This is a genomic window from Yoonia sp. BS5-3 (assembly GCF_038069655.2).
Lineage (GTDB): Bacteria > Pseudomonadota > Alphaproteobacteria > Rhodobacterales > Rhodobacteraceae > Yoonia > Yoonia phaeophyticola.
Genome location: NZ_CP150951.2, coordinates 2,886,082 through 2,909,602 on the forward strand (window position 1 = coordinate 2,886,082; position 23,521 = coordinate 2,909,602).

The 23,521-nt window shown below is 55.3% G+C and carries 20 protein-coding genes, 2 tRNA genes and 1 pseudogene; 15 read left to right on the top strand and 8 right to left on the bottom strand.

Annotation, left to right across the window (positions count from 1 at the left end):
• Positions 1 to 41: 41 nt before the first annotated feature.
• A complete protein-coding gene (gene ctaD, locus AABB29_RS14675) occupies positions 42 to 1,715 on the bottom strand; it encodes a cytochrome c oxidase subunit I (RefSeq protein ID WP_341366201.1) in 1,674 nt (557 codons plus the stop codon).
• 685 nt (positions 1,716 to 2,400) lie between these two features.
• Here ctaD and AABB29_RS14680 point away from each other — a divergent pair.
• The gene (locus AABB29_RS14680; RefSeq protein ID WP_341366200.1) at positions 2,401 to 3,846 is read left to right on the top strand and encodes an AAA family ATPase; all 1,446 of its coding nucleotides are present in this window, start codon (positions 2,401 to 2,403) and stop codon (positions 3,844 to 3,846) included.
• 17 nt (positions 3,847 to 3,863) lie between these two features.
• On the opposite strand, the gene lipB is transcribed toward AABB29_RS14680, so the two are convergent.
• Entirely contained in the window at positions 3,864 to 4,508 is a 645-nt protein-coding gene (lipB, locus tag AABB29_RS14685; protein WP_373636597.1) for a lipoyl(octanoyl) transferase LipB, read from the bottom strand.
• Positions 4,509 to 4,613: 105 nt separating this feature from the next.
• On the opposite strand from lipB, the gene AABB29_RS14690 reads away from it, so the two are divergent.
• From AABB29_RS14690 to AABB29_RS14705, 4 genes and pseudogenes are all read left to right on the top strand, one after another.
• A tRNA-Leu gene (locus tag AABB29_RS14690) sits at positions 4,614 to 4,700 on the top strand.
• Positions 4,701 to 4,939: 239 nt separating this feature from the next.
• Positions 4,940 to 5,137, top strand: a pseudogene (locus AABB29_RS14695) (hypothetical protein); the annotation flags it as partial.
• A gap of 32 nt (positions 5,138 to 5,169) precedes the next feature.
• Positions 5,170 to 5,436 (top strand): hypothetical protein, encoded by a 267-nt coding sequence (locus AABB29_RS14700; RefSeq protein ID WP_341366199.1) that lies wholly within the window; start codon positions 5,170 to 5,172, stop codon positions 5,434 to 5,436.
• Complete coding sequence (locus tag AABB29_RS14705) at positions 5,429 to 5,938, top strand: hypothetical protein (protein ID WP_341366198.1); 510 nt, start codon at positions 5,429 to 5,431, stop codon at positions 5,936 to 5,938. The genes AABB29_RS14700 and AABB29_RS14705 overlap by 8 nt, the downstream gene beginning before the upstream one ends.
• Positions 5,939 to 6,482: 544 nt before the next feature.
• Here AABB29_RS14705 and trpE read toward each other — a convergent pair.
• The 5 genes from trpE to fabI all read right to left on the bottom strand — a co-directional run bounded on the left by trpE (position 6,483) and on the right by fabI (position 12,427).
• Positions 6,483 to 7,991 (bottom strand): anthranilate synthase component I, encoded by a 1,509-nt coding sequence (gene trpE / locus AABB29_RS14710; protein WP_341366197.1) that lies wholly within the window; start codon positions 7,989 to 7,991, stop codon positions 6,483 to 6,485.
• Positions 7,992 to 7,998: 7 nt separating this feature from the next.
• On the bottom strand, positions 7,999 to 9,837 hold the full coding sequence (locus tag AABB29_RS14715; RefSeq protein ID WP_373636598.1) for a peptidyl-prolyl cis-trans isomerase: 1,839 nt from the start codon (positions 9,835 to 9,837) through the stop codon (positions 7,999 to 8,001).
• 65 nt (positions 9,838 to 9,902) lie between these two features.
• On the bottom strand, positions 9,903 to 11,078 hold the full coding sequence (locus AABB29_RS14720; protein ID WP_341366194.1) for an aminotransferase: 1,176 nt from the start codon (positions 11,076 to 11,078) through the stop codon (positions 9,903 to 9,905).
• Between the two features lie 29 nt (positions 11,079 to 11,107).
• On the bottom strand, positions 11,108 to 11,611 hold the full coding sequence (gpt, locus tag AABB29_RS14725) for a xanthine phosphoribosyltransferase (RefSeq protein WP_341366193.1): 504 nt from the start codon (positions 11,609 to 11,611) through the stop codon (positions 11,108 to 11,110).
• A 9-nt stretch (positions 11,612 to 11,620) separates the two neighbouring features.
• Entirely contained in the window at positions 11,621 to 12,427 is an 807-nt protein-coding gene (fabI, locus tag AABB29_RS14730; RefSeq protein ID WP_341366192.1) for an enoyl-ACP reductase FabI, read from the bottom strand.
• Between the two features lie 152 nt (positions 12,428 to 12,579).
• Here fabI and pdxH point away from each other — a divergent pair, with 152 nt between their 5' ends.
• The 9 genes from pdxH to AABB29_RS14775 all read left to right on the top strand — a co-directional run bounded on the left by pdxH (position 12,580) and on the right by AABB29_RS14775 (position 21,861).
• Complete coding sequence (gene pdxH, locus AABB29_RS14735; RefSeq protein WP_341366191.1) at positions 12,580 to 13,185, top strand: pyridoxamine 5'-phosphate oxidase; 606 nt, start codon at positions 12,580 to 12,582, stop codon at positions 13,183 to 13,185.
• Positions 13,186 to 13,300: 115 nt separating this feature from the next.
• The gene (locus AABB29_RS14740; protein ID WP_341366190.1) at positions 13,301 to 13,828 is read left to right on the top strand and encodes a cold shock domain-containing protein; all 528 of its coding nucleotides are present in this window, start codon (positions 13,301 to 13,303) and stop codon (positions 13,826 to 13,828) included.
• A complete protein-coding gene (locus tag AABB29_RS14745) occupies positions 13,825 to 14,301 on the top strand; it encodes a DUF192 domain-containing protein (RefSeq protein WP_341366189.1) in 477 nt (158 codons plus the stop codon). The genes AABB29_RS14740 and AABB29_RS14745 overlap by 4 nt, the downstream gene beginning before the upstream one ends.
• Before the next feature lie 150 nt (positions 14,302 to 14,451).
• A tRNA-Pro gene (locus AABB29_RS14750) sits at positions 14,452 to 14,528 on the top strand.
• Positions 14,529 to 14,639: 111 nt separating this feature from the next.
• The gene (locus AABB29_RS14755; protein ID WP_341366188.1) at positions 14,640 to 15,032 is read left to right on the top strand and encodes a VOC family protein; all 393 of its coding nucleotides are present in this window, start codon (positions 14,640 to 14,642) and stop codon (positions 15,030 to 15,032) included.
• Between the two features lie 198 nt (positions 15,033 to 15,230).
• A complete protein-coding gene (locus tag AABB29_RS14760; protein ID WP_341366187.1) occupies positions 15,231 to 15,746 on the top strand; it encodes a dihydrofolate reductase family protein in 516 nt (171 codons plus the stop codon).
• Positions 15,747 to 15,749: 3 nt separating this feature from the next.
• Positions 15,750 to 16,316: a hypothetical protein gene (locus AABB29_RS14765; RefSeq protein WP_341366186.1), complete on the top strand. Its 567-nt coding sequence runs from the start codon at positions 15,750 to 15,752 to the stop codon at positions 16,314 to 16,316.
• A gap of 829 nt (positions 16,317 to 17,145) precedes the next feature.
• Positions 17,146 to 20,799 carry a vitamin B12-dependent ribonucleotide reductase gene (locus AABB29_RS14770; RefSeq protein ID WP_373636599.1) on the top strand — a complete coding sequence of 1,218 codons (3,654 nt, stop codon included), beginning with the start codon at positions 17,146 to 17,148 and terminating at the stop codon, positions 20,797 to 20,799.
• A gap of 276 nt (positions 20,800 to 21,075) precedes the next feature.
• On the top strand, positions 21,076 to 21,861 hold the full coding sequence (locus tag AABB29_RS14775) for a TIGR00266 family protein (protein WP_341366185.1): 786 nt from the start codon (positions 21,076 to 21,078) through the stop codon (positions 21,859 to 21,861).
• On the opposite strand, the gene AABB29_RS14780 is transcribed toward AABB29_RS14775, so the two are convergent.
• Positions 21,858 to 22,277 (bottom strand): cupin domain-containing protein, encoded by a 420-nt coding sequence (locus AABB29_RS14780; RefSeq protein WP_341369081.1) that lies wholly within the window; start codon positions 22,275 to 22,277, stop codon positions 21,858 to 21,860. The two genes, AABB29_RS14775 and AABB29_RS14780, sit on opposite strands and share 4 nt — an antisense overlap.
• Positions 22,278 to 22,535: 258 nt before the next feature.
• On the opposite strand from AABB29_RS14780, the gene dusA reads away from it, so the two are divergent.
• Positions 22,536 to 23,519 carry a tRNA dihydrouridine(20/20a) synthase DusA gene (gene dusA, locus AABB29_RS14785; protein WP_341366184.1) on the top strand — a complete coding sequence of 328 codons (984 nt, stop codon included), beginning with the start codon at positions 22,536 to 22,538 and terminating at the stop codon, positions 23,517 to 23,519.
• Positions 23,520 to 23,521 lie beyond the last annotated feature (2 nt).

Consider the following 23,521-nt stretch of genomic DNA (forward strand, 5'->3'; position numbering starts at 1 on the left):
CCAAATTATTGGCAGGGCTTCTTGTTTTGGATTGCAATGGCTTAGTGAGCCGGTTGCTTGTCCCAATCTTCCTGCTTTGGCAGGATTTCAAATGTATGCTCTGGCGGTGGGCTGGGCAGCGTCCACTCAAGCGTATCGGCATACTCGTTCCACGGGTTGCTTTCGGTCACACGTTTGCCTTTGGTCAGGGTCCAGACCATCACGCCGATGAAGAACACGAATGACGCGAAGGACAGGAAAGCACCCCAGCTTGAGACATAGTTCCAGGTCGCAAATGCCTCTGGATAGTCGATGTAGCGGCGCGGCATGCCCTGACGGCCCAAGAAGTGCTGTGGGAAGAATGTCAGGTTCGCACCGATGAACATCGCCCAGAAATGCAGCTTGGCCGCCCATTCAGGATACATCCGCCCAGCCATTTTTGGCAGGTAGAAATAGATACCTGCGAAAATCGCGAAGACCGCCCCAAGCGACATCACATAGTGGAAATGCGCAACCACGTAATAGGTGTCGTGATAGACCCGGTCGACGCCTGCCTGTGACAGCACGATACCGGTGACACCGCCCACGGTGAACAGGAACAAGAAGCCAAAGGCCCAAAGCATCGGTGCCCGAAACTCAACCGAGCCGCCCCACATCGTGGCAATCCATGAGAAGATTTTCACCCCTGTTGGTACCGCGATCACCATCGTGGCCAGCATGAAGTAAGACTGCTGTGTCAGCGACATGCCCACGGTGTACATGTGGTGCGCCCAGACGACGAAGCCCAACACCCCGATGGCAACCATCGCATAGACCATTGGCAGATAGCCAAAGATCGGCTTACGGCTGAACGTGGCGATCACGTGGCTGATGATCCCAAAGCCGGGGATGATGATGATGTACACTTCGGGGTGACCAAAGAACCACAGGATGTGCTGGTAAAGGATCGGATCGCCGCCTTGCTCAGGCTGGAAAAAGCCGAAGCCAAAGTTGCGGTCCATCAAAAGCATGGTGATCGCACCGGCCAGCACGGGCAGGGCCAGAAGGATCAGCCACGCCGTCACGAAGATTGACCAAGCGAAAAGCGGCACCTTGTGCAAGGTCATGCCGGGCGCACGCATGTTCAGGAAGGTCGTAATCATATTGATCGCGCCGAGGATCGATGAGGCCCCCGATAGGTGAACCGCAAAGATTGCCAGATCCATCGACATCCCACCTTCGCTGGTTGAAAGTGGTGGGTAAAGCACCCAGCCAACGCCTGAGCCAAGCTGCCCGTTGCCGCCGGGGGCCAACATTGACGCGACGCCCAGTGCAGCACCGGCGGTGAACATCCAGTAGGACAAGTTGTTCAGACGTGGGAACGCCATGTCTGGCGCGCCGATCTGCAAGGGCATGAAATAGTTACCAAAACCGCCGAACAAGGCCGGGATCACGACGAAGAACATCATCAAGACGCCGTGGTAGGTGATCAACACGTTCCACAAATGACCGTTTGGCGTACAGGGCGATGATGCGTCCGCGAACATGCGGGCGCCTTCGAGGCACATATACTGCACGCCGGGGTTCATCAGTTCGAGCCGCATGTAGACAGTGAAGGCGACCGAAATGAAACCAAGAGCACCTGCGGTGAACAGGTACAAAATTCCGATATCCTTATGATTTGTCGACATAAACCAGCGGGTGAAAAAGCCCCGCTCGTCCTCATGTGCGTCGCCGTGGATGGCTGCGTCGGCCATGATGGCTCTCCTCGTATTGGCTACAACTGTGCACCCGCGATTCATCGCCAGGCGCGCATTTGGCCCGGTTCTAAAGCGTTGTGCTTAAAGGAGCAATAAAGGAAGCGCATTTGCACATGGGATATATTGGCGCAGGCTGGGGCAACCCGACGGGGTGCAAGAGGGCGTACAGAAGCTGTACAGAATGCGTATGTACATGTGACGCCCGGCCCGAGCGTTAAGCAACTTGCGCGTCGGGGGCGGGCAGGCGGTGTTGACGGCACGACGCGGCTCGTCCACTGATTGAAGTGTATTCTGAAATGCAATTTTGACGTGGTTGATCATGCCGACATATCTTGAGGGCGTCGCTGTCCAGTTCTACCGGGGCATCGGCCCCGAGACCCAATACATCGCGCCGTTCTCGGACATGAACTTTTTCGTGGGGCCGAATAATGCGGGGAAGTCGGTTGTTCTGAATTTGATTAAGGATCGATTGCCATCATTCAAGGGTGATGTTCGTGCCAGACGTCGAGAGTCAACGAACCCCGGACTATCGGAAGCGGAGAGTTATCGAGGAGCCGAGACAGGCCAATTCCGCGCCTTGTTGGGCAGATCGATTAACAGTTTCGCTTGGCAGGAGATCAATCGACTTCGTGAAAATCTTGAACAACAATCCCAGCTCCGCGGGAATTCAAATGTGGAGCTTATGGATTTTCTTGAAGCAAGCCTCGTCGATCTGGCAATAGACGTGTCAAATAATGAAGCAATGTGGTTCGGCACTACGACCGACAAACTTACATTTTCGACCGACGACCACCCCGATTTCGACGCCGCTGCCGCTCGGCGTGATATGGGCGTGTGGCGGATTTTGTTAAGGCAGCTTGGCAGGGTCCGACAAACCAATCCAGTACAGGCCGCTAGGGCTGTGATTGAAGCGATTGCTACAGGTATGGTTTTTGATTTTCCAGTCCGGATGCTCATCCCAGCGAAGCGACAGTTAGAGGCTGGGGCCGATCCTTTTGATGACTTATCTGGCAAAGGACTTATCAAACACCTCGCAGAAATCCAGAACCCCGATCATCACGAACGTGAACGCAAGGAAGTCTTCGATCAAATCAATACATTTGTTCAAGAGGTTACTGGTAAGCCAGACGCGCTATTGGAGGTTCCCAACCACCGTCAACATCTGTTGGTCCATATGGATGACAAGGTGCTGCCCCTGGCTTCGCTCGGGACGGGGATACATGAGGTGATCTTGATCGCGGCTTTCTGCACTATTCACCAGAAAAAGATCATGTGCATCGAGGAACCGGAGATCCACCTCCACCCTGTGCTGCAGCGTAAGTTGATCCGGTATCTGCAAGACAAGACCGAAAACCAGTACTTCATTGCCACGCACTCGTCTGCGTTTATCGATACGCCAAATGCCTCGGTGTTTCGTGTCCATAACGACGGCGTGCAGACCTATGTGACCCCGGCCATCACCAAAGGTGCGCAGCGGCAGATTTGTGATGATCTGGGCTATCGCGCCTCTGATATTTTGCAGGCCAATGCGGTGATCTGGGTCGAGGGGCCGTCGGATCGGATTTACATCCGCCATTGGTTAGAGGCCGTGAGCCCTGATCTGATCGAAGGTGTGCATTACACGATCATGTTTTATGGGGGTGGGCTGATCAAGCACCTCAGCGCTGATGATGACGCTGCGGCGGACTTTATTCGGTTGCGCGATCTTAACCGGCATATTGCCGTTGTGATCGACAGTGACAAAGAGGGGCCACGGGCAGGCCTGAAACCAGCGGCGCAACGGATCAAGGACGAGATGACTGGTGACGACAGCGTCGTTTGGATCACCAAGGGGCGCGAGATAGAGAACTATGTGAAGCCCGATGTTCTGCATGAGGCCTTGGCCGCTATTCATACTAAGGTCTATGGCGGGATGCGGGATGTCGGCCCCTATGACCACGCGTTCTACTTTTCCAGGAAGGGACCGAAAGCAACGACTGACCCGGTTTATAAGGATGGCGACAAAGTTGGCGCGGCAGAGCGGGTTTGTCAGCAGGCGGCTGACTTGGATGTGCTTGATTTGCGCGAACGGGTTACGGCATTGGCCGCTATGATCGCAAAGGCGAATGGGTTGATAGAGCCGGATTGATGTGGGTTTCACCCACCCTACATTATGGTTTCGAATGTGTGCCGTAGCGCCACGTCCACATCCTCCATCGTCACGGGTAGCCCAAGATCCACCAGCGAAGTCACCCCGTGGTCGCTGATCCCGCAGGGGACGATGCCGTCGAAATGGCCAAGGTCCGGTTCCACGTTGATCGATAGCCCGTGGAAGGACACCCATTTGCGCAAACGGATCCCCAGAGCGGCGATTTTGTCTTCGGCGGGGCTTCCATCGGGTTGGGGCGGCTTTTCCGGGCGCTGGACCCAGACGCCAACGCGGCCCTCGCGGATTTCGCCTTTCACGTTGAATGTCTCCAACGTGGCAATCACCCAGTTTTCGAGATCTTTGACGAATTGCCGCACATCGCGGCCGCGTTTGCCCACATCCAGCATGACATAGGCCACCCGTTGCCCCGGGCCATGATAGGTATATTCGCCGCCGCGCCGCGCCTCATGCACGGGAAAGCGGTTGGGGTCGATCAGATCGGCCGCGTTGGCCGAGGTGCCAGCGGTATAAAGGGGGGGATGTTCGAGCAGCCAGATACACTCATCCGCGGTGCCACCAATGATGCCTGCCACGCGGTTTTCCATGAAGGTCAGAGCCTGATCATATTCGGTCAGCCCGTCTGAGATGATCCATTCCACCATGCCTGTCGGGTAACCCTGCGGGGCGCGGATGAAAAGGGGATGATTTCCCTCTTGGCATCGGAAAACACGTCGTCTATGAGTGCCGCACTTACCAGCTAAGATCGTGCGGTCGTGGCGGAATTGGTAGACGCGCAGCGTTGAGGTCGCTGTGAGGTAACACTCGTGGGGGTTCGAGTCCCCCCGACCGCACCATTTCAAAAAACATGTTTATAATCAATAACTTACGACTACCGCGGGTTCTTCGGGGAATAAATATTTAACATTTTAAATCAGTAACTTAGCGCCATCCCCTCATATTTTTTGGCAAGTTATCAACTACGCCTAGATTACGCCTGGGGCGTAATTTTTCATATCGCCCTTCAGGCCTTTATTATCCTACCCGCATACGGAAATTGTCTCTGGCTAGCACTGCGGCGTTAGCCCTAAGTAACCTGCACCAGCATGCAAACCACTTTGCATGGTTGGAAGACAACAGCCGCACTGACAACGGCACGCTGGCGCATATCGTTGTGTCTAATGCGATGGACGCACCTGTAAGCCTTAACTGGAAGAGGTATTGCAGCGGGCGGAGTAGGGTTGCACCACCAAAGATTGCGCTGGATATATTGAGTCAACCACGCCATAACTAATTTTTAAGATTTTAGCTTTAGAGAGTTTTGAGATGTTTGACGCCGATTGGCTAAAGGAATTCCGCCTGTTAGTAGCGGATCTTGGCCTAGGTCCCTACCAGACACTTGCTTTGCTGGTGGCCCTCATGATCACTCTACGTATCGGAACTGTGTTAAAACATCGCCGTGAGATGGCTGAAATAAAGGCTGATTCTGCCTTAGAAAATGCTAAATTACAAGCTAAGATTAAACGACAGACCTCTAAGAGAGAACATAAGCGTTTGAAAAGTAAGAAAAAAGGTGGATCAGACAATGATTGAGTGGGTTGGGGTTATCATCCTCGCGGCCTTATTTTTGTTGGGTTTCGAGCTATATTTGCGAGCTCGCGGCCTGGCGAACCGGGTAATGGAGAACGCATCACGTGACTTTTTTGAATCTTCAAACAGCATGATGGATACACCTGACGATGTCCCGGACATGGTGTTGGACATCCTTTCTCAAATGGGGAATATGGCTCAGGATAAATCCGTTAGCTTTGATCTGGCACGCGTTGGTACGAAACTACGGGCGGGCGGAGCGGCCTCATCGGAAGAAGTTCTAGTGTTTCGGGCTGAAGTAGAGAGCATGCGCCCAGAACTGAAAGAACTCTTCAAAAAGGCCGTCACCGCATGGTTGGGCTATGTAACACATCAAAACGTATTTAACATGCTACGAATATACTATGCTGAATTGCGGTACCGCTCTCAAGGAATGCGGCGTGAACAGGCCGAAGAGGCTGTAGGTTTGCAATTTTTGGGCATGGCTGGCGGACGTCTTTGCTAGACCTACAACAAGCGACGGGATCGGCGGGTTTTGTAACCGTCCACAAACACCCATCCGGTCCGAAGTCCTGCACCACACGCGTTACCTTCTGTTCCTACTACGGGCTCTAACTGACCTTATTGTGATGACCAGCCTCGCTCATAGTGGTCAGAGAACCCGAAGAGGTGGCAGCTGGCGCGCGCGAAGAGCATCAAATCGAGGCAGAAAAACAAAAAAATGATTACGATTAGATCACGTTTGCGGGTTGTAAGATATTACTTTTATTATAGTGGCGGATGCACTCCGACCGCACCAATACTTCTTTGAAAACTTGACCGGGTGATGTGATTTGGGCGCGGTGCCATGGGTTTGGCAGGATGCGCCCTCAGTTCGAAGTCCGTTGGGCGTCTTCTGTGTCGTTGTCCCAAGCAAAGAACTTGATCGTGGCACGTCCGATTACGATCAGCGTGACGCCCCACCCTCGAGCACATGTTCAGAGACAGCAGTGTAACGGCAACCATGTATGAACCCCAACACAAAGCGGTTATGCGCTTTGTGTTGGGGTTCAGTTCCCGTTTTGTTGGAACATGCGCGCATCTGCTGCCGCTTTGCGGATCGCTTTGGATTTATGCACGGTTTCTTGATATTCAGCCTCGGGGTCGCTGTCATAGACCACGCCGCCGCCCGCCTGGATATAGAGCTTTTCGTCTTTCAGCACCGCTGTGCGCAGCGCGATGCACATGTCCATGTCCCCATTCGCGCTGAAATATCCGCAGCCGCCGCCGTAGATGCCGCGCTTTTCCGGCTCAAGCTCATCGATGATTTCCATGGCCCGTACTTTGGGTGCGCCTGAGACCGTTCCGGCCGGCATCCCCGCAAAGAATGCGCTGAGCGCGTCTTGATCATCGGCCAATTCGCCTACCACGTTTGAAACGATATGCATCACATGGCTGTAGCGTTCGACAATAAATTTTTCGGTCGGATGCACGCTGCCGATTTTGCTGACCTTGCCGGTGTCGTTCCGTCCCAGATCGAGCAGCATCAGGTGTTCGGCCAGTTCTTTTTCATCGGCGAGCAGATCGGCTTCTAGCGCTGCATCCTCTGCCGCTGTTGCTCCGCGTGGCCGCGTTCCGGCGATGGGCCGGATCGTCACCTCTTTGTCGAAAACACGCACCAGAATTTCCGGGCTGGCGCCCACCACCTGGAACCCGCCGAAATTAAAATAGAACATGAAAGGCGAGGGGTTGGTCCGCCGCAAGGACCGGTAGAGCGCGAAGGGCGGTTCAGGAAAATCCTGTGTCCAGCGCTGTGAAGGTACGACCTGAAAGATATCGCCCGCCCGGATATATTCCTTGGCCTTTTCGACGGCTGCCAGATAGGCGTCATGGGCGAAATTGGACACGGGCGGTGCGATTGGAGCCGGTTCCGCAAAGCTGCGCGCCTCACTTGGCATTGGCCCTTCAAGTGCGCGCTGTGCGTCCATCACCCGCTCAGCCGCTTGTGCATAGGCCGCCCGCGCGGACAGGCCAGAGTTCACATAGGCCGGTGCCACCAGAATCACGTCGCCTTTGACCCCGTCGAGCACCGCAACAACCGAAGGCCGCAGCATGACCGCATCGGGGACATTTAGCGGATCGGGATTGATATCGGGCAGATGTTCAACCAGCCGGATCATATCATAGCCCAGATACCCGAACAGCCCGGCGGATGCCGCAGGCAGGTCGGAGGGCAGGTCGATCTTTGATTCGGCCAGAAGCGCCCGCAGCGCTGTCAGCGGATCATCATCTTGGTCCACAAAACCAGCATCATCAAACCGCGCATTGCGGTTGATCCGCGATGTCGTTCCCCGGCATTCCCAGATCAGATCAGGGTTCATCCCAATGATCGAATACCGCCCCCGCACTTCACCGCCCGTGACGCTTTCCAGCATGAAAGCGTTTTTGCCCGCCCCGGAGAGCTTGAGCATCAGTGAAACGGGTGTGTCCAGATCGGCGGCAAGCCGGGTATAGACGATTTGGTTTTCGCCCGCTTCAAAGCCAGCGGCGAAACGGTCGTAATCAGGCAAGAGGGCCATGTATCACCTATTGAAACAGCGCGTTGACCGCGTTGACGGTGGTTTGATTGATATTGACCTCAGTGTCTTCCTGAAGCGCTGTTGCATAGGCTTCAAAAATGTCCTGTCTGATCCCTGCGGCGGCCGTATCCGCAATCGCTTCGCGCTGTGCGATTGTGTCTTCTGCGGTCTCATCGGGTGCTGCGATATCGTCAAGGCGGACGATGATGGCCCGGTCGAATGCATCGATGACCCGCGTTTCGCCGATGGTCATTTCAAAAAGCGCATCATTGAATGCAGGCGGGGTGCCTTCGACGAAGCTGCGCCGTGTCAGCGCTTCTTCGGTCAATGGTTCCAGGTCCAGCGTGCTGAAATCAGTCAGTGGCTCAATGGATGCGGCGATTTCTTCGGCGCGTGCAATCACGGCTTTTTGGCGTGCCTGGGTCTGCCATGCATCGGTGACCGCTTCGCGGACGTCATCAAGTGGCTGCAGCGTGGGCGGGGTGATTCCGTCAAGCCGCAGCACGAAGATGCCGCCATCTGACAGATCCTGTAGTTCCGGAAAATCGCCTTCGGCGACGCTGGCCGCTTCGCGCCGGAACGTATCATAGGCAGCGATCCCTTCAGAGAGTTCGCTGGTCCAGTTGATCATGCCCAGTTCAAGGTCCGTCCGTTCGGCCAGATCTTCGGGGGTTGCACCGCCCGCCAGTAGATCGACGATCCCATCGGCGCTGTCATTGATAAACTCGCGCGCCGCATTCCCGGCCAGCTCTTCGCGCAACCGCGGTGTTGCTGCTTCAAGCGTTGTTTCCTGCGCGGCCAGGATCGCGTTCATGCGGAACAGTGCGGGCCCAAGCGGCGTGTTGAACGGCCCTACGACGTCGCTGGGGTCTGCGGCGAACACAGCCTCACCCGCATCGCGCAATTCGTCCTGGCTGACATCGCCCAGATCGATGTCGGATAGCGCGAGCCCGCGCTCGGCCACGAGATCTTCGAATGTGGCCTCGCCCGCGTCCAGCTGTGCCATGGCAGCTTCAGCCCGGGCCTGATCGACATAAACGAGCCGTTCGACCAGCCGCCGTTCGGGCTGCACAAATTCACCGATCCGCGCCTCGTAAAGTGCTGCGATTGCCTCATCCGTGACCTCCATCTGATCCTGGATCATCGACGGTGTCAGCCATGCATACGTGATGTCACGGGTTTCGGGCAGGGTGAATGCCTCGGGGTTTGCATCGTAATAGGCTTGTTGATCGGCCTCTGTCGCGCCCGGCACAGGCGATTGCAAAGCGTCCGCAGTGATCGTGGCCCATGTGATGCTGCGCTGCTCGCCGATATATTGGACAAGCGCGTCTGCATAGGCATCAATCGGAGGTACCCCGCCCACAACAGCGCCCTGAAGCAATGTGCGCGCGATTTCTTCGCGCAGACCGGTTTCATATTCGGCCTCGGACTGGCCCGATTGTTGCAGAGCAAGCCGATAGGTGTCGCGGTTGAATCCGCCGCCGCCCTGGAAGGCGGGGTTATCTTGCAGAACGTCAAAAACGGCTTCGTCACCAGCCGAAATGCCCAGCTGAGTTGCTTCGTTATCAAGTGTGCGGAACAAGATGATCTGGTTCAGCGCGCTTTGATCAACGCCAAAGGAATGCGCCTGTTGAAAAGAGATCGCTGTGCCGAATTGCTGCGACAGCGCCCGAATTTGTTGGTTCAGCGCTTGCTGATAAGAGGCGACGCTCACGTCCTTTTCGCCAACCGTGCCGAGACTGCGCACATTTCCGGTCAGCCCACCAGTGCCAAAACCGGCCAGACCCACAAGAACCACGCCGACAACAATCCAAGCGCCGTACCGTTTATTGCCTTTTTGTGCCATTTGAATGCCTGTTCCGCCGGTTGAGGTTGCGCATGAATAGGGCGATGCGCGGGGCGGTGCAAGGGTCAGTAGGGCAAGTCTGAAAGCCGCTCGAACAGCGTTTCGATTCCACTGCGATCAATGTTGGCAAATGCGATCCGAAATTGCGTCTCGCTGCCAGGGATGTCGGCTGGCATGAACATTGTCCCTGGCAGCAGCAGCACGCCCGCATCGCGCACCAACTGGGGCGCCAGTTGGTCTGATGGCTGCCCAAACGGGTGCCTTGCATAGGCGAAATAGGCCCCAACGCCCAAAAGGTCCCAGCCTTGCGCGGCCAGTTTGGGGAAATTGCCTGTGATTGCCGCGCGCCGGTCTAAAATCTCATGCCGTTCGCCCGCCAGCCAATCCTGTAGGTTTTGCATACCCCAGAGCGCGGCCCTTTGCCCCAGCTGGTTTGGGCAGATCGCCACCGTATCAAGAAACTTTTCGATCTCGGCCAGTCTTGTCTGATTGGCGATGACGGCCCCAACCCGGTGCCCCGTCAGCCGGTATGCCTTTGAAAAGGAATACAGATGCACCAGCGTGTCGCCCCAATCGGGGTCCATAAACAAATCATGCGGTGCGCCGCTGCGGCTGTCGAAATCCCGGTAGGTTTCATCGACAATCAGCGCGATTTTATGTTTGCGTGCCAGATCCATAAAAGCCCGCAGTGTTTCTGCCGGGTATTCAACACCGCAAGGGTTATTGGGACTGACAAGGGCGATGGCCCGCGTGCGCGCTGTGATCAGCTTTTCGGCGGCAGGCGCTTCGGGGAGCATGGCCGCATTGGTCATCAGCGCCACGGTTTTCACACCGGACATATCCAGCCACATGCGGTGGTTAAAGTAATAGGGCACGGGGATGATGACCTCATCCCCTTCGGTGCACAGCGTGGCGATTGTGGCCGCGAAGGCCTGATTGCAGCCCGACGTGATGGCCACCTGCGCGGGCGCAATGCTGCCTTTGTAGGCCGCGCTCCAATTCTGGGCGACTTCGGCCCGCAGGGCAGGGAGCCCGAGCACCGGCCCATATAGATGTGTTTCGGCATCATCGACGACCATCCGCGCCATCGCTTCGCGCATGTTCAGCGGGGGCGGGTCAACCGGTGCGGCCTGTGAGACATTCAGCAAGGGGCGGCTTGCTGGATGATCAACACCGTCAAGCCAACGCCGTGCCTCCATCACCGGGGGTGGAAAGGTATTTGCCGTCCGGGACAGGGGCATCGCAGGATCCTTGCGTCAGAATGGAAGGGCTAGTCTTTGCCCCGGTAGGGTTCGACATATTGCAGTGCCATGTCCCACGGAAAGAAGATCCATGTGTCCTGGCTGACTTCGGTGATGAATGTATCGACCTGCGGGCGCCCTTTGGGTTTGGCGTAAACAGTCGCGAAATGCGCCTTTGGATAAATATCCCGCACCAATTCAAGCGTTTTGCCGCTATCAACCAGATCATCGATGATCAGAATACCAGTGCCATCCCCCATCAAAGCCTTATCGGGTGATTTGAGCACTTGCGCCTGTGATTGGTCCTGATGATCGTAGCTTTTGACGCTGATCGTGTCGACGGTGCGAATATCCAGCTCGCGCGCGGCGATCATGGCCGGGGCCATGCCGCCGCGTGTAATCGCAACGACCGCTTTCCATGCGCCATTATCGGGCCCCTGACCGTCAAGGCGCCAAGCGAGCGCCCGGCTGTCGCGATGCAGTTGGTCCCAGCTGATGTGAAAGCCTTTTTCGTGGGGCAGGCGGTCTGTCATCTTGCTGTCCTATTCCTTGGTAATGTCTGGCGCGTCGACCGCTTTCATGCCGACGACATGATAGCCTGCGTCCACATGATGCACCTCGCCGGTGACGGCGCTGCCCAAATCAGAGAGCAGGTAAAGCGCTGATTTGCCCACCTCTTCTTGTGTGACGGTCCGGCGCAGGGGCGAATTATATTCGTTCCAGCGCATGATCAGCCGAAAATCGCCGATGCCAGAGGCGGCCAAAGTCTTGATCGTGCCAGCGCTGATGGCGTTCACGCGGATGCCGTCTTTGCCCAGATCTTCGGCCAGATAACGCACCGATGCTTCCAAGGCGGCCTTGGCCACACCCATCACGTTGTAATGCGGCATCACCTTTTCGGCGCCATAGTAGGTCAGCGTCAAACAAGAGCCGCCGGGATTCATCATTTTCTCGGCACGCTGGACCACCGATGTGAAGGAATAAACCGAGATATCCATCGACATCAGGAAGTTGTCGCGGCTGGTATCTACATAGCGTCCACGCAGTTCGTTTTTGTCCGAAAAACCGATAGCATGCACAATAAAATCAAAGGTTCCCCATTTGTCGCGCAGCGTATCGAACAGCGCATCGACCGAGCTTTCATCCGCCACATCACAGGGCAAAACCAGATCGGAACCCAGCGAGGCCGCCAGCGGCCCCACACGCTTTTTCAGCGCTTCGCCCTGATAGGAAAATGCGAGCTCTGCGCCGGCATCCGCGCAGGCCTTGGCAATGCCCCATGCGATTGACTTGTCATTGGCGAGCCCCATGATCAGGCCTCGTTTGCCCTGCATCAATTGAGAGGTCATACGCGATATCCCTTCATCGGTAATTTTTCGTTTCGAACCATTTAGGCGATTGCACGTCCATCAGCAAGAGATTGAACACGCGGCCAAAAACGGTTGCCTGCCTGCGGAATTGACCCTACTCCTACGGGCGGGGACGTTTTGAGGGATCGGTCATGCCTGATCGGGACAGTATTTTTGCGGGGCGTGATCCTCTTGCTATTGCCCAGCAATGGCTTGAAGACGCACGCGAAACTGAGCCTAATGACCCCAACGCCATGGCGCTGTCGACAGTCGATGACACAGGTATGCCGAATGTGCGCATGGTGCTGCTAAAGGACATTGAAGCAAACGGCTTTGTCTTTTACACCAATTACAACAGTCAAAAGGGCACCGAATTGGAACATTCGGCAAAAGCCGCTTTTGTGCTACATTGGAAGTCGTTGCGGCGGCAAATCCGGGTTAGAGGCCTGGTGTCCAAGGAAGACGGTCCGCAGGCGGACACATATTACAGGTCCCGTTCTCTCAAAAGTCGTTTGGGAGCATGGGCATCACAGCAATCGCAACCGCTGTCATCACGTGAGGCATTGATGGCGGAAGTGGCGAAAGTGACAATGCAAAAGGGTACGGATCCGAAACGACCGCCCTTTTGGGGTGGTTATCGTATCGCACCTATCGAGATCGAGTTTTGGTCCGATGGTGCATTCAGATTGCATGACCGGTTTCGGTGGTCACGCAAAGCGGTCGACGATGGGTGGGAGGTAACCAGGCTAAGCCCGTAATTTCACGTATCGTGAAATTCTGACGCTTGCAGTCAGGTTAATTTTCTGTTGGAGATCGTTTGGTACAAGAAGTGAAGGGCGCACAAGCCACGACGTGACGCTCTGAGGAAGAAAAATGGATACGCAGGACACCAGCGAAACGCGCCGGGTGCAGGGACAGGTTAAGTGGTTCGACCCTTCAAAAGGGTTTGGTTTTGTGATCGCCGATCTCGGTGGACCGGATATTTTATTGCATGCCAACGTGCTGCGCAATTTCGGGCAAGGGTCAGTTGTGGATGGGTCCACGATTGAAATCATGGTCCAAGACACTCAGCGCGGTTTACAGGCCGTTGAGGTGCTTGCCATCACGCCGCCCCAAAGCGACAGCTCTGTGCCGCTACGCGATATGGTCGAGTTTTCGGCAGATGACATCGCCAACCAGCCCATTCATCCGGCCCGGGTGAAGTGGTTCGATAAGGCCAAGGGCTTTGGTTTTGCCAATGTCTTTGGCAATAATGAAGACGTGTTTGTGCATGTCGAGGTATTACGCCGGTCGGGTTTGTCCGATTTGCAGTCAGGCGAGGCCGTTGGCCTGCGTATGGTTGACGGTGAACGTGGCCGTATGGCGATTGAGGTCGTCGGCTGGGAGCTTGCTGCAAAGTGAGGCTATTTTTCTCAGCTCTTGCTTTGCTTGCTTCGGCGCATCCGGCTTTGGCCGCATGTGCCGATGATAAGGTCACCATCCAAGGCGATTGGGGCCAGGCCCATTTCACCGTTGAGATCGCCGATGATTTTGACGAACGCGGCCGCGGTCTGATGTTCGTTGAGCAGATGCCGATGCTGTCGGGCATGCTTTTCATCTATGAACGGCCGCAATCGGTGAGCTTCTGGATGAAGAACACGCTGATCCCGCTGGATATGATTTTTACCGCCCCAGATGGTGAAATCCTGTCGATCCATGAAAATGCGATACCGCATGATACAACCCCGATCCAAGGCGGTGATGGGGTGCAGATGGTGCTGGAAATCAATGGCGGTTTGTCATCGCGCCTGGGAATCGCTGTGGGTGATGTGATGCAGCATCCCAGCTTTGGACCGGATGCGATCCTGCCCTGTGAGCTGGCATCTGAAGGGTAGTGGCCCCTTTTGCCAATCTTAATCGACCTGTTTGGCGGGGCTGACACCCGTGCCTTCGCTGAATGTGCGATGAAATCTGAAGCGGCATCAAAGTTTTGCTGATTTGGGGCTTTTCAAATCAGTTTGGTGGGTCTAAAGACACTCTCGGTTCGGGGCGTAGCGCAGCCTGGTAGCGCATCTGTTTTGGGAACAGAGGGTCGGGAGTTCGAATCTCTCCGCCCCGACCATATCACCAAAGTAATGGTTCAAATGAACGCTCTGCCACAGCAGAGGCGTTCGTTTGGTGTTTGGTTTTGGCGCCTGTATGTTCATTTATATAGGAATGAACGAAGGGGCCGATGATGGTTGTTCGGCGTATTGTCGTGGATATTGCAGCGGATAATGTCGCAGAGCTGCGCCGCTTTTATGAAGCATTATTTGCGCTGAAAACGGTGATGGACCAGGGATGGATCGCGACCCTGGCCGCAGGCACGGACGGTCCGGTGCAAATCAGTGTCGCCCGTGAAGGCGGGTCGGGGACTGCTGTGCCCGATGTCTCGATCGAGGTTGATGATGTTGATGCGCTATATGCCAAGGCGCGGTCCCGTGGTCATACGATTGTCTACCCGTTGACGGATGAGCCTTGGGGTGTGCGCCGGTTTTATCTGCGTGACCCGGCAGGCAAGGTGCTGAACATTTTGTCCCATATCGGCGACAGCCACGAAGTCGATCACCTTTTGTCACAGAGGTGAACGCGGCCAACATGGAAGAGCGGACATTCGCGCACAGTGCAGCGAAGCGCGGGTTTGAGCCCATACCAACAGCGTTTCCGCGGTACGACGAACGTCTGCTTCGTCAAAATCTCGCCCGCGCATTGTAGTCTCTACAACAATTAATTATACTGTGTATAATATCAAGCTTTGGAGACTATTATGCCTACTGGACACGTCATGATGGCCATCACGTTAGATGGATACGTCGCGCGAAAAGACCATTCGCTAGATTGGTTGATAAAGCAGAACACTGCCGATGAAGATCATGGGTTTGCAGAGTTCCTCGACAACATTGATGTGATTGTTATGGGCAGCGGATCATACCGCACAGTGCTTGGCTTTGATGCTTGGCCATATGAAAAACCTGTTGTCGTCTTGAGCAATTCACTCACGAGCGAGGACGTACCGCCCGAATTGTCTGATAAAGTGGAAGTCGTGAAGTTATCGCCGCAGGAACTGATGGCCGAGATGGAAAGCCGAGGATGGCAGCGCATATATGTTGACGGCGGCGCTATCGTGCAGTCGTTTCTCAAATTGGGGCTGATTGAAGACTTCAAATTGGCGATCGTACCCATTCTGCTTGGAGACGGCATTCGGTTGTTCGGTGACCTTTCGTCAGATGTAGACCTCGAGCTAACGCATACGAAAGCCTTCTCATCAGGATTGGTTGAATTGAGATATAAAGTGACCTGATCTGTGCCTGAGGTGAAACGCAGAGGAAGACCAAAGAAGCAGTCGGGAGGTGTCGACAAAGCGGCCGTGCTGCGCTGTGCTCAGTCAGTCCTCGAAACACACGGACTGGAGAAACTGACCTTTCGTGCACTTGCGGCCAAGCTGGGTGTAACAGCAATGGCCGCTAAGTATCACGTTGGTAGCCGGGACCAATTGCTGAGTGATCTGGCCGCTCAGATATTCGAGGGAATTGATGCCGGTGATGCTGGTGAAACACCAAGCGCAGAGCTTCGACAATTGTTGGTTCGCTATAGTGAGCTTGCCCTGAAGAACGCCGATCTCGTTCGATTTCTGCTGAGCAATCCGAATTGTATGCCAAAGGCACTCGGCGAATTTACGACCCAAGTCCGGCGAAGAACACAGGCCATCAATCATGGTGATGCCGGCGATGTAATGCTGAACTTGTTGATCGACTATGTTCACGGCTTCGTCTTCGCAGCAGACGCAGCTCCAACGGGGGTTAATCTCACCTTGGATAACTGCATGAGTAGCATCGACTGGCTGATGGATGTCATGGAGAGCAGACGTTGAACTGACGTAGGTGAAAGGGCGCTTTGTCCCGCTTGGTAGACATTGCCCGCGGACCAGTTGAACGGCCGCCTTTCGGAAATGATGCGGTTTTCGGTGTTGGGAGCGTTCACTGACATTGACTGTACGTGATTAATCTCAATGATCGTGGGTGTCCAATTGGCTGACTGCCGCCATCATTTCGCGCCGTAACCTTGGGGAGGGCACGGATCGGTTTTGTTTGCTGGCGCGCCTTCACGATCTTCGGATCATACATCAGCTTCGTGTGCTGATTTTCTTCCCATGCGGTTCCGATTCGGCGGAAAATTGATGACCCACATCTTGTAGGCGAGTTGTGCAGGGCGCCCGCTCCCGCCCGGTTAATACTTTGTTAATGCTGGTTAATTGACCCACAAGCTGGCGCTCAAGTTCACATCTTGGCTCAAGCATTTGCGCTAAGTGGGCCGAAGATAAGGGCTTTCCCAATTTTGTGAACAACGTTGTGTTGTGGATAAGCTTGTGCGTGAATCATGTCGGCCGCGCGGGCAAAACACGCTCTTTTGCCGTCAAGCGATTTAATCGACATTTAGTATTAAAATTCCGTTGACCCCCTAGGCCTAGATGCGTCAGTTTGTGCGGGCCAACAGAACGGACACAATATGTGGTGTTGGCACGGGGAAGTTTCAATATGATGGGGAATCGCGGCGAGGCGACCTCAACGCTGATAGCGGGCTTTTGGTCTGCTCTCAGGAGGCGGCGGCGCTTTCTCAAGTGAATGGTTTTAGGGATGCGTTACGCGTCCAAAATGATGTTGGGCCGCAACGACGGTCAATAAAACAAAGGGGCAGATGCAATGAAAATCGAACGCAATTTTACCAAGGCAGGGCAAGATGCGTACGCGGAACTGGAATTTAAATCCACGACCTCGGAAATCCGAAACCCTGACGGGACGGTTGTGTTCAAATTGGATAATTGCGAGATCCCAGGCGGATGGAGCCAGGTTGCATCTGATGTCATCGCCCAAAAGTATTTTCGTAAGGCGGGTGTCCCTTCTGAAGTAAAGCCAGTGAAGGAAAAGGGTGTTCCTAAGTTCCTATGGAAGTCCGTTCCGGCCAAAGGCGCGACATTCGGCGGTGAGACATCGTCAAAGCAAGTGTTTGATCGTCTGGCTGGTGCCTGGACGTATTGGGGCTGGAAGGGCGGCTATTTTTCCTCTGAAGACGACGCGCGCACCTATTTCGACGAAATGCGCTATATGCTGGCCACACAGCGCGCAGCCCCCAATAGCCCGCAATGGTTCAACACCGGCCTGCATTGGGCCTACGGTATCGATGGCCCTGCCCAAGGGCACCATTATGTCGATTACCAAACCGGCGAGCTGACCAAATCTGCATCCAGCTATGAGCACCCGCAACCGCATGCCTGCTTTATCCAGTCTGTCGATGATGATCTGGTCAACGAAGGTGGCATCATGGATCTTTGGGTGCGCGAGGCGCGCCTGTTCAAATATGGCTCTGGCACAGGCACGAACTTTTCATCCTTGCGCGGTGAGGGTGAGCCTTTGTCCGGTGGCGGTAAATCCTCGGGCCTTATGGGCTTTTTGAAAATTGGTGACCGCGCTGCGGGCGCTATCAAGTCTGGCGGCACCACTCGCCGCGCCGCCAAGATGGTCATCGTCGATGCTGATCACCCGGATATCGAAGAGTTTATCAACTGGAAAGTCATTGAAGAACAAAAGGTTGCGTCCATCGTTGCCGGTTCGAAAATGCACGAACGGTATCTGAATTCGATCTTCCAGGCGATCAAAACCTGGGACGGCGACGAAACGGCCGCCTATGATCCCAAGACGAACGAAACCCTGGCCGCAGCCGTAAAAGACGCCAAGAAATCGGCGATCCCGGAAACCTATATCAAACGGGTTCTGGATTACGCCAAGCAGGGCTATTCCAGCATCGAATTCCCGACCTACGACACCGATTGGGATAGCGAGGCTTACTCCTCGGTCTCGGGCCAGAACTCTAACAATTCAATCCGTGTGACGGACGCCTTCCTAGAGGCCGTCGAAAAGGACGCGAACTGGAAGCTGATCAACCGCAAGAACGGTGAGGTTGCCAAAGTCATCAAAGCCCGCGAGCTGTGGGAGCAGGTGGGTCATGCGGCTTGGGCATGTGCCGATCCGGGCATTCAGTACCACGACACCGTGAACGCCTGGCATACATGCCCAGAAGACGGTGAAATTCGCGGCTCAAACCCTTGTTCTGAATACATGTTCCTGGATGACACAGCCTGTAACCTGGCATCGATGAACTTGCTGACTTTCTATAAGGACGGCGTGTTCCAGGTCGAAGACTACATGCATGCCACGCGTCTTTGGACCGTGACATTGGAAATCAGCGTGATGATGGCGCAGTTCCCATCCAAGGAAATCGCGCAGCGGTCTTATGACTTCCGTACCTTGGGTCTGGGTTACGCCAATATCGGCGGCCTTCTGATGAATATGGGCCTGGGCTATGATAGCGATGAGGGCCGCGCTATGTGCGCTGCGCTGACCGCGATTATGTCGGGCGTATCCTATGCCACATCTGCCGAAATGGCAGGCGAGCTGGGCCCGTTCCCAGGCTATAAGAAAAACAGCAAGCATATGCTGCGGGTGATCAAGAACCACCGGCAGGCGGCCTTGGGCAAAGATACCGGCTATGAAAAGCTGGCGGTCAAGCCTGTCGCCTTGGATCATGCAAACTGCCCCGATCCGCGGCTGGTCGAACTTGCCGTTGGCGCATGGGATGAGGCGCTGAAGCTGGGCAAAGAGCATGGCTATCGGAACGCACAAGTATCCGTTATTGCGCCAACCGGCACCATCGGGCTGGTGATGGATTGCGACACAACCGGGATTGAGCCTGATTTCGCACTGGTGAAATTCAAGAAGCTGGCCGGTGGCGGTTACTTCAAGATTATCAACCAATCTGTTCCGGCGGCCTTGGAAAAACTTGGCTATGGTTCTGCCCAGATTGAAGAAATCATTGCCTATGCGGTTGGCCATGGATCAATCGGGCAGGCCCCCGCGATCAACCATACCTCGTTGATCGGCCATGGTTTTGGACAGGCTGAACTGGACAAGATTGAAGGGGCGCTGGCCTCGGCCTTTGATATCCGGTTCGTGTTCAACCAATGGACGCTGGGTGAAGAGTTCTGCACCAAAACATTGGGTATCCCCGCAGAAAAGCTGAACGATCCATCCTTCGATCTGCTGCGCCATTTGGGCTATAGCAAACAGGACATTGACGCGGCCAATGATCATGTGTGCGGGACCATGACACTGGAGGGCGCACCGTTCCTGAAAGACGAACATCTGGGTGTCTTTGACTGTGCCAACCCTTGCGGCAAAAAAGGCAAGCGTTACCTGAGTGTAGACAGCCATATTTATATGATGGCGGCAGCGCAGTCGTTCATTTCGGGTGCGATTTCGAAGACGATCAACATGCCAAATGATGCCTCGATTGAGGATTGCCAGAAAGCCTATGAGCTGTCCTGGTCACTGGGTGTGAAAGCCAATGCGCTTTACCGCGACGGATCGAAACTGTCGCAGCCACTGGCGGCGGCATTGGTCGAAGATGATGAGGAGGCTGCGGAAACGCTTGAATCTGGATCGCCGCAGGACAAGGCTGCGGTTCTGGCCGAAAAGATTGTCGAAAAGATCGTGATCCAGGAAGTGCGTAACCGCGAGCGTGAAAAGATGCCGCAACGCCGTAAGGGATATACCCAAAAGGCGATTGTAGGTGGTCACAAGGTGTATCTGCGCACGGGCGAATATGAAGACGGCCAACTGGGCGAAATCTTCATCGATATGCATAAAGAGGGCGCTGGTTTCCGCGCGATGATGAACAATTTCGCCATCGCCGTGTCAGTCGGCCTGCAATATGGTGTGCCGCTTGAAGAATTCGTGGATGCTTTCACTTTCACCAAGTTTGAGCCTGCAGGCATGGTGCAAGGTAATGATAGCATCAAGAATGCCACCTCGATCCTTGACTATATCTTCCGCGAATTGGCTGTGTCTTATCTTGATCGGACAGATCTGGCCCATGTGAAGCCGGAAGGCGCATCTTTTGATGATGTGGGACGGGGGGAAGAGGAAGGCGTATCCAACATCCAGGCGCCGACCGAGAATGCGGCGACACGGTCTTTGGAGGTGCTCAAGCAGATCTCCTCAACCGGGTATCTGCGTAAGCGGATGCCGCAGGATTTGGTTGTCTTGCAGGGCGGTGTTGCAGGTGCGACAGCCTTGTCGACGGGGACAGACCCAAGTGCGGCGTTGCAGACGCTGGTGCCTGAGGTGCAACCAAGCACGACGGTCGCAACAGGGACTGCGACAACTATCTCGGCCCGGGACAAGGCCAAGATGCAGGGATATGAGGGGGATCCATGCGGTGAATGCGGGAACTACACGCTGGTGCGCAATGGAACCTGTATGAAGTGCAATACATGCGGATCGACGTCCGGGTGTAGCTAAGATTTTTCGCGAAAAATCTTAGCGCAGAAGAAATTTCTCGAAATTTCTTCGCTGCAAAGAGTTCCAAGGCGGGTGCGCTCGTCTTTGGCGCGGATCGGGCCGCAGGCAATAAACCGGGCGGTACATAATGAGTGAGCCTGATCAGCGAAACTACGGGAGGGACTGCGGTTCCTCCCTTTTTTATTTTGGGGAAGGCGCATCGCCATCGCCATGCATTGAATTACCATGATCGCGTGATTATTCTTGAATAAGTGATTTATTTTGAAAGGAAATATTATGCAGTGTCATGAGGTTGACTATGAGATTTTCGGCGACGACATGCAGATCGTCGAGGTCGAACTGGACCCGCGCGAGACTGTGATCGCCGAAGCTGGCGCTATGAATTACATGGAAGACGGGATTGGTTTTGAGACCAAAATGGGTGATGGAGCCAGCCCGTCCAGCGGCATGATGCAGTCCCTGCTGAATGTCGGAAAACGGGTGCTGACGGGCGAATCCATCTTCATGACCCATTTTACGAACAATGGTCACGGCAAAAAACGCGTCGCTTTTGCAGCACCTTATCCGGGAAAAATCGTTCCTGTTGACATGGCAAACGTCGGGCAAGAGCTGATTTGCCAGAAAGATGCATTTCTTTGTGCGGCCTTTGGCACGACAACCGATATCGCGTTTCAGCGCAAACTGGGCGCCGGTTTCTTTGGCGGTGAGGGATTTATCCTGCAACGTCTGCGCGGCGACGGCATGGCCTTTATCCATGTCGGCGGCACGGTGATCAAACGCGAGCTACAGCCCGGTGAAGTCCTGCGCGTCGATACGGGCTGTATTGCTGCCTTTGATGCGGGGGTGACTTATGACATCGAACGCGCAGGGAACCTCAAATCCATGATTTTCGGCGGCGAGGGTATTTTTATCGCCACGCTGCGCGGTCCGGGGACTGTTTACTTGCAAAGCCTGCCATTCTCGCGTCTTGCAGATCGGATTATCCGCGCTGCAGGGCCGGGGGGCAGTAAGGGCGAGGGGTCGGTCTTGGGCGGTCTTGGCGATATGTTCGGCGACCGTTAAAGCGGGATGTCAAAGCCGGGCGCGGCTAAGGTGAAGCCTTCGAACTGAAATCCGGGCGAGACGGTGCACCCGACCAATGTCCAGTCGCCGGTCGTCTGCGCGGCTTGCCAGTGGCCCTCGGGGACGATTAATTGCGGCACTGCGCCGGTTGCCAGGTCTGGTCCTAGTGTCAGATCACGGCGCGGCCCGGCCTGCGTGTCGGCTATCGACAGGATCAGCGGCGCGCCTGCGTAATAATGCCAGATTTCAACGGCATCGACCCGGTGCCAATGGCTGGCCTCGCCGGCCTTCAACAGAAAATAGATGCAGGTTCCGTGGGGCCGCCCGTCATTATTTGCGGCCCAAGTCTGACGGTAATGCCCGCCTTCGGGATGCGGTGAAAGCCCCAGCTGGGTGATGATATCGTCTGCTGTCATAAAGAGGCAGTCTATCGTCTGATTGATGCGGGACAACCGCTCATTCGCCCCGGTTGGCGCATGTATCACCTGTTCTGCCCTCTGAAGACCAATGATATAGATCAACGTGCCGTCAAACTTGTCCTGAACGGTCTTGGCGTTGTAAGGGTCGACATCATCTTTGTCGGGCCGTATGTCAGGCACCCACCGGAAGTTTTGCGTATGAAGCCTGTCAGATGAAGCGACGTTGAAATGGTAGATAGATCAACAAGACGAGACATGCGCGACGCATCACGCCTCTCCGTTGCTCCGATGATGGATTGGACAGATCGGCATTGCCGCTACCTGCATCGCCTGATGTCCCGCCATACGCTGCTTTATACCGAAATGGTCACAGCCCCTGCCGTCTTGCACGGTGACCGTGAACGCCTTCTTGGGTTTGATCCGGCCGAGCAACCCGTTGCGCTACAATTGGGCGGCGCGGACCCCGCCCAATTGGCACAGGCGGCCCGTATTGGCGCTGATTTGGGCTATTGTGAAATTAATCTCAATTGCGGCTGCCCATCCGACCGGGTCCAGTCTGGGCGGTTTGGTGCGGTTCTGATGGAAGAACCGCAGCTGGTGGCTAATTGCGTTGCCGCCATGCGCGATGCGGTCGATGTGCCTGTCACTGTGAAATGCCGTATCGGTGTGGACGACCAAGACCCGCATCAGGTTCTGCCTGATTTTCTGGCTCGGGTATCATCTGCCGGGATCGATCACTTCGCAATCCATGCCCGCAAAGCCTGGCTGCAGGGGCTGAGCCCTAAGGAAAACCGCGATATTCCACCCTTGGATTATGATCTGGTGTTGCAGATGAAGGGGCTGTTTCCGCATCTGACGATCGCGATCAACGGTGGTATCACCTCACTCGCGCAGGCGGAACGCCTTTTGGCGCAGGGTCTTGATGGTGTCATGATCGGTCGGGCCGCTTATCACACCCCTAGCGATATCCTGCTGCAAGCCGATGCCCGGATCTTCGGCGATGATACGACACCGCGAAGCGCCGAGGAGGTGGTCCATCTGATGCTACCCTATATCGATGCGCATCTGTCTGCGGGTGGCCGCCTGGGGCAGATCACCCGCCATATGCTGGGTCTGTTTCAGGGCCGCCCAGGCGCGCGCGGTTGGCGCAGACATCTTTCCGAGAATGCCCATCAAGACGGTGCTGATACGCAGGTCGTTTTGGCCGCGCTTGACCATGTGACGCGGCAGGCCGCATAAGG

Coding starts and splice junctions, on each gene's coding strand:
- AABB29_RS14770 (WP_373636599.1), top strand. CDS start 17,146: ATGAAAATCGAACGCAATTTTACCAAGGCAGGGCAAGATGCGTACGCG.
- AABB29_RS14740 (WP_341366190.1), top strand. CDS start 13,301: ATGGATACGCAGGACACCAGCGAAACGCGCCGGGTGCAGGGACAGGTT.
- AABB29_RS14700 (WP_341366199.1), top strand. CDS start 5,170: ATGTTTGACGCCGATTGGCTAAAGGAATTCCGCCTGTTAGTAGCGGAT.
- dusA (WP_341366184.1), top strand. CDS start 22,536: ATGCGCGACGCATCACGCCTCTCCGTTGCTCCGATGATGGATTGGACA.
- fabI (WP_341366192.1), bottom strand. CDS start 12,427: ATGACCTCTCAATTGATGCAGGGCAAACGAGGCCTGATCATGGGGCTC.
- AABB29_RS14720 (WP_341366194.1), bottom strand. CDS start 11,078: ATGCCCCTGTCCCGGACGGCAAATACCTTTCCACCCCCGGTGATGGAG.
- AABB29_RS14680 (WP_341366200.1), top strand. CDS start 2,401: ATGGATTTTCTTGAAGCAAGCCTCGTCGATCTGGCAATAGACGTGTCA.
- pdxH (WP_341366191.1), top strand. CDS start 12,580: ATGCCTGATCGGGACAGTATTTTTGCGGGGCGTGATCCTCTTGCTATT.
- ctaD (WP_341366201.1), bottom strand. CDS start 1,715: ATGGCCGACGCAGCCATCCACGGCGACGCACATGAGGACGAGCGGGGC.
- AABB29_RS14715 (WP_373636598.1), bottom strand. CDS start 9,837: ATGGCACAAAAAGGCAATAAACGGTACGGCGCTTGGATTGTTGTCGGC.
- AABB29_RS14775 (WP_341366185.1), top strand. CDS start 21,076: ATGCAGTGTCATGAGGTTGACTATGAGATTTTCGGCGACGACATGCAG.
- AABB29_RS14755 (WP_341366188.1), top strand. CDS start 14,640: ATGATGGTTGTTCGGCGTATTGTCGTGGATATTGCAGCGGATAATGTC.
- lipB (WP_373636597.1), bottom strand. CDS start 4,508: ATGGTGGAATGGATCATCTCAGACGGGCTGACCGAATATGATCAGGCT.
- gpt (WP_341366193.1), bottom strand. CDS start 11,611: ATGACAGACCGCCTGCCCCACGAAAAAGGCTTTCACATCAGCTGGGAC.
- AABB29_RS14705 (WP_341366198.1), top strand. CDS start 5,429: ATGATTGAGTGGGTTGGGGTTATCATCCTCGCGGCCTTATTTTTGTTG.
- AABB29_RS14780 (WP_341369081.1), bottom strand. CDS start 22,277: ATGACAGCAGACGATATCATCACCCAGCTGGGGCTTTCACCGCATCCC.
- trpE (WP_341366197.1), bottom strand. CDS start 7,991: ATGGCCCTCTTGCCTGATTACGACCGTTTCGCCGCTGGCTTTGAAGCG.
- AABB29_RS14760 (WP_341366187.1), top strand. CDS start 15,231: ATGATGGCCATCACGTTAGATGGATACGTCGCGCGAAAAGACCATTCG.